Raw genomic sequence first — 6,043 nt, forward strand, 5'->3', positions numbered from 1 at the left:
GCTTATCTCTCTCAGCGCGTCGAGTTCGCTGGATAGTATCTCGAGCTTCGCGTCGACTTCTTCTTCCTTGGCCTTGAGATCCGGCAAGGTCCCCGAAGCAACTTGGCGCCTCAGTTCTTCAACCCTTGATAGGTCACGATGTACCGAGAGCAACTGCTCCAACCGAGGAAGGTCGCCTGACTTCGGTAACGCCAAACCCAAATAGCTAATGTCTGCCGCTATTTTTTTCCTGGCTTTACGCAGGGAGGTGACGTCATCCTCTGAAAACTGCGGTTTATGCTCGTCGACGAGGTCCAGCTCGTCCTCAATCCACTGTGCTAGCTCCGGCTCGGCGACGATCATCCGCGCCGCTCGGACAGGCTCTATCGTCTCGCCATCGATATGCGCAGAAGTCACCGCGAGACGCCCAATTGCGTCCACTTCATTATCGATGCGCGCTAGATGACGATGCAGGTTGTCTGTCTGGTCATCTAAGTCTGCTATTTCGCGCTCCATCTCATGCCTTCGCAAGCGCTGGAGCTTCTCAGCGATGATATCCACCGACTCCTGAAACTGCTTGAGCCCATCCCGGTCGCTGTCGAGTAGACTTACCGCCAGGGGCCGAACGGCTTCTGGCAGTTTATCCCTCAAGACGCGCAGTGCCGGGGCTTTCTGAGAGGTGACCAGTACCCTTTTGCCCAAAGCAAGGTAGTGGCTAATAATGTTGGCAATCGTATGGGTCTTGCCTGTGCCCGGCGGACCCTGAACGACCACGCCAGGGCGAGTTTCTAGTCTCTGGACAACCTCAACCTGCTCACGATTAAATGGCTTTGGAAAGAATAAATCCTTCCCATCTCCATCTGACGAAGTCACGCCAGGGATTGTGGAAACTCCCCTGAACTGCGGATATTCTTCTTCTTGCAGTTCGCCTGATGGATCAGAGACGATGGAGTTGACGGCGAGTGGCAGATCGATTGGCTCATCCGACCCAGTCAATGAAGCCCTGAAACGCCGGAGATCTTCCATCAGCTGCGTGGCGCGCCGCTCTCTTTGGAAGAAAGCAGCACCCTTCGATACCTGAAAGTTTTGCTCGATTTTTGGAATTAGGCGAGCCTGGTGAGGCTCGGCATCTGGCAGGTAAATCCCGTCAGCGTCCAAAAGCGCTGAAGCCTGGCGCAAGATTGCTTCAAAACTCTCGTCGTAAAAAGGCGAGAGAACTGTCTCATCAAGCTGATTGAGGAACGCTTCAGAGGATATCCGCCATTGATCAAGGGAGTTGAGACCCATTCGATCGAGGGTGGCAATCTCCAAGTATGGGTCAGCTTCGGAACGAGGGCGAGCTTCTATACAATGGGACGCCTCATCAAGAGAAAGCTCCATGGACATTGAAAGCAGCGGATACCTGAGGCGCTGACCTTGCCGCGCTAGCGTTGCGAAACCAATGCCGCAGACCAATTCAACAGGTATCTCGCTGACGCCCTCCAGCTGCTGCCTGAGCATATAGAGCGCATTGTAAAGGCCTATGGTTTGTCGGCGCGGTCCCTCAGTTGAGGACCAAGGCTCCCAAACCGATGCAGTCCAGGCATCGAGCGCATTTGAGAGCGTAGCCTTCCGATCATAATCGTCCAGTGACACTAGGTCGGGTACGTCTTCTTCCGAGAAAAGGCCCAGCTGCACCAGGCCGGCTCCGGAGACAGACTGTTTTAGTGTCGGCCGAGATTCCACATCATCTCGGATCGTTACCCAGAGAGCTAATTCAGGATCTTCGGGGCTTGGAGGCGTGACCTTCGCAAGACGATTAACCCTGAGCCAAATTGGGTCGGTGTCATCTCCGCAATCAAGCGCGACACCGGGGAGCCCGTCTAACTCTTCAAATGAAGACGCAAAACCTTTGTGATTCCGGTAATCCAGTTCGATCTTAAGGCGATCTCTCTCAGTGGCCTCAACGTAATCGATCAGCGCAATCAAGCGACTAACTGGGGAATTCAAAGGCTCAGTCATGTAGGCGTGAGATCCTAAAGCTCAGATGTGGATAGGTGCTGGACAATCTGGATGTCGGATTGCCTTAGTTGGAGAGGCAATCATAGCCGCGCGCTGATGTTGGATCTGGCCACTGTGCCCCCTAAACTGCCCCGAGATGATGCTCAGAAGAATCGTCCATCATCTTCCTTGCCTTCCCTGAAGCCTGTCATCTAGAGTTATATGTGTCAACTTTTTGGAAGGTTCCGAAAAGTGATTCGGGGGTGTCCGTGGACGACAGCAAGCCAAGTTTACGATGGGGGGTGGAGCAGAAGCTCCAGTTCATCGAATTTCGCTTGTTCTGGGAAGGGCACGTCAACCGCAGCGATCTTATCGATAAATTCGGAGTGTCGCCCAACCAAGCTTCAGGCGATCTCAACCGCTACATTGCCCTAACCCCAGACAACATGGTCTATGACAAGAGCGGGAAGACCTATGTTCGCTCGTCGGCTTTCAGACCGCTTTTTCTGAAGCCGGACTCAACTCAATTTCTCTCTCAGGTTCGCTCGGTAGCTGAAGGGATCATCACTCCTGAGGAAGCCTGGATCGGCAACCTACCGGCATTCGATGCGACGCCTGCACCGGCTCGTGGAATTGATCCTGTTGTTTTGCGCTCAATCGTCACCGCCAACAAGAGGCATGAGGCTATCGAAGTCCTGTATCAATCGATGTCAGCACCGGATCCAGAGTGGCGATGGATAGCCCCTCATGCATTAGCGTTCGATGGCTTTCGCTGGCATGCCCGATCCTTCTGCGAGAAGGGCGGCGAGTACCGCGATTTCGTTATCTCCCGCATCATCGAAACGCGTCAAACACGAGCCGCCAAGCAGCAGGCAGTATCAGACGCCGCTTGGGATGAGGTTGTGGAGCTTGAGGTCGGGCCGCACCCGGATCTTAGCACCAACCAAAAGAAAGTAATCGAGCTGGACTACGGGATGCAGAATGGAAGTGTGACGATCCCTGTCCGCAGAGCATTGCTCTACTATGCGCTGAAGCGGTTGGGGCTTGATAACGACCCGGCAGCGCGGAAGCCGCAAGATCAGCAGATAATTCTACTCAATACAAATGACGTTTCGGGGGCATTGGCATGAACATCTTCGACCTCGATAAGGCTCTCGTTGACCGTTACGCTTCCTTTGCGCGTTCCTTCTCTTCGATCCGCGCGCCGGAGATCGATCAGCAGATCCGCGAGATTTACGAGCAGGGCAAATTTTGGCCGGCCCCTCTGATCACGATCAACCCCCGCTTTTTGCCGGGAAAGTCCATCGATGAGCTTGTCGCATCAGGTGATGTCACTCCGGAACTGGCATCAGTCTTCGCGGTAGGCGCAGAGCGAACGCCGATCCGCCTTCACCGGCATCAGGAGCGTGCCGTTGCCAAGGCGAGAAATCGCGAGAGCTTCGTGGTCACAACTGGCACTGGATCAGGAAAGTCACTTTGCTTCTTCGTTCCGATCGTGGATGCCATCATCCGTGCTAAGAAGGCAGGTGAAGCGCCCCGCACTAGAGCGATCATCATTTACCCGATGAATGCTCTGGCTAACTCGCAGCTTGGCGAAATTAGAAAATTCATCGCTGAAGCAGACATCCCTGAACACTTGCGCCCGACGGTTGCCCGATACACGGGTCAAGAGACACCCACTGAACGACAGCAGATCTCCCAGGACAAGCCGGACATCCTGCTAACCAACTTCATGATGCTCGAGCTCCTGATGACGCGGCAGGAGAAGCTTGATCGCGCGGTGATCGAAAACGCTCTGGGCCTCGACTTTCTAGTTCTAGACGAACTGCACACATATCGAGGACGCCAAGGCGCTGACGTTGCCATGCTGGTAAGGCGGGTCAAGCAGCGTTTGACGCCGTCGAAGGATCTGATCTGCATTGGCACGTCAGCAACCATGTCCAGCTCGCCAGATGAGCTGGAACGCGCCGCAGCGGTGGCGGAGGTCGCGACCAAGCTTTTTGGGCAGCCGATATCTTCGGGCGGTATCATTGATGAAACGCTTGACCGTGCGACCTCTCATGAGATCAAAGCTGAAACACTTGGCGAGCCTTTGCGTCAGGCAGTCTTGCAGCCGCTAGCGCCGTTGTTGTCAGATACGGACCTGCGAGTTCATCCTCTTGCGTGCTGGATTGAAACGCAGATCGGCCTCGAAGACGGCGAAAAGCTCCGTCGACGTAGGCCCATGACGCTTCCTGATGCCGCAGAGAAGCTGGCTGAACAAACAGGGCTGACGCTGGCTGATTGCACTCGGGCTATTGCCGAGATGCTGGCCATGATGGGTAAGCGGGAAGATCAGCGCGGCGGCACTTCGACACGGGCTTTTCTTGCTTTCAAGCTTCACCGATTCATTTCTGGTGCTGGTCAGGCCTATGCGACACTTGAGCCAGCCGGAAAACGCAGGGTAAGTCTCGAGGGCCAGAAGTATCATCCCGAGGATGAGAAGGCACGACTTTACCCTCTCTTCTTCTGCCGTGAATGCGGGCAAGAGCATCATAGCGTATCAGTGACTTTTGCTGATGGCGCACAAAGGGTCATTGCCCGGCCAATTGATGAACCAGCAAGAGATGAGGCTGAACCCGATGGCACCGAAACGGGCTATCTGGTCCCTGCTGTCAACGAAAACTTCCGTTTCTCAGGCGACGTCAACGACTATCCTGATGAATGGCTCGAGGTCGCAGCAAACGACCAAGTGCGCCTGAAGCCATCGCATCGGGGTAAACATGAAGGGCGCTTAGTCTTGGTGCGCCCTGATGGAAGTTTTGGGGATGACGGGGTCCCCGCATGGTTCTTTGCTGGCAAGTATCGTTTCTGCCCCGAATGCGGTCATCAGCCAGCATCCGGCGCGCGCGAGATCAATAAGCTGGCAGGTCTGTCTGCTGAAGGGCGAAGTTCAGCGACAACCCTGATTGTGTCGACAATTTTGGCTTGGATGGAGCGTGACGGTACTCTTGAACGTCACACCCGTAAGCTTCTGGGCTTTACCGACAATCGCCAGGACGCCGCACTGCAAGCCGGTCACTTCAACGACTTTATCTTTGTCACCCTCTTACGCGGGGCGATCCTTCGAGCTGTTAGGGCTGCAGGCCCGCAAGGGCTCAAGCCAGACAAGTTTGGTGAGGCTGTAAGGCAGGCACTAGGTTTCGACCTTGAAGAGAAGGGTCGGCTTGGCGAATGGATGCTCGATCCGAACGCCAAAGGATATCAGAACAGACAGGAAGCCCAGGAGACCCTCTCTGACATTCTGGCCCACCGCCTCTGGGCCGACCTGCGGCGAGGCTGGCGCTACACTAATCCAAACCTTGAAGAGGTTGGGCTGGTCGCCGCCAGCTTCCCTGGTCTTGATGACCTGGTTCAAGACGACGAAGAATTTTTGGACAACGAGCGCCTTTCTCAGGCTTCACCGGACCAGCGGCGCAAGCTCTATGAAATTCTGTTCGATAACATGCGCCAAGGCCTGGCAGTTGCGACTGACGCGCTCGATCGGGGTAAAGTTCGACAGGCAGCGGAAGTGTCGCGCAATAGGCTTAGACTTCCGTGGGCGATAGATCGCGAGGAGGAAAACACCCTTCGCGAGTGCGGCTTCCTGATGATCAATCCGCCTCGTAACAATACGATCAGGGCAACTGAGGCCGCCCTAATCCTGAGGGCCGGCCGGCAGAGCAAGCTCGGGAAAGCCCTTCGTCAGGCCTCGCTTTGGGACAATCAACAAGTCCCATCCAAAGAATATGATGAGCTGATCGAGACCTTGCTGAAAGCAGCTGAGGCGCACCAGTTCGTTCGGAGGGTGAACGTAGGTTACGAAGCTCCGGCGTGGCGGATGGCGCCAACGGCCATTCGCTTGCTGCCAGCCGAGGAGCGTCGAGACGGAAAGCGCCAGAATCTCTTTTTCCGCGAACTGTACGAACAGGTTGCCGATATGCTCGCCCATGACGGCGACCTTCCTTACAGTTTCGAGGCCCGCGAACACACCGCACAGGTCGATCAGGACGTGCGCGCATGGCGCGAAGATCGTTTCCGCTACGAAACGGCAGATCAGGACCGG

Annotated in this window: 3 protein-coding genes; 2 read left to right on the forward strand and 1 reads right to left on the reverse strand. The window is 55.4% G+C overall.

The features are described 5' to 3' along the window. On the reverse strand, positions 1 to 1,968 hold a 1,968-nt coding region (locus ACIQ1E_RS14280; RefSeq protein WP_396172052.1), incomplete at its 3' end, for an AAA domain-containing protein. A 293-nt stretch (positions 1,969 to 2,261) separates the two neighbouring features. On the opposite strand from ACIQ1E_RS14280, the gene ACIQ1E_RS14285 reads away from it, so the two are divergent. Then, entirely contained in the window at positions 2,262 to 3,089 is an 828-nt protein-coding gene (locus tag ACIQ1E_RS14285) for a WYL domain-containing protein (protein WP_396172053.1), read from the forward strand. Beyond that, on the forward strand, positions 3,086 to 6,043 hold a 2,958-nt coding region (locus ACIQ1E_RS14290; RefSeq protein WP_396172054.1), incomplete at its 3' end, for a DEAD/DEAH box helicase. The genes ACIQ1E_RS14285 and ACIQ1E_RS14290, both read left to right, overlap by 4 nt.

The sequence above is a fragment of the Flavobacterium sp. genome, from assembly GCF_044348915.1.
Classification (GTDB): Bacteria; Bacteroidota; Bacteroidia; order Flavobacteriales; family Flavobacteriaceae; genus Flavobacterium.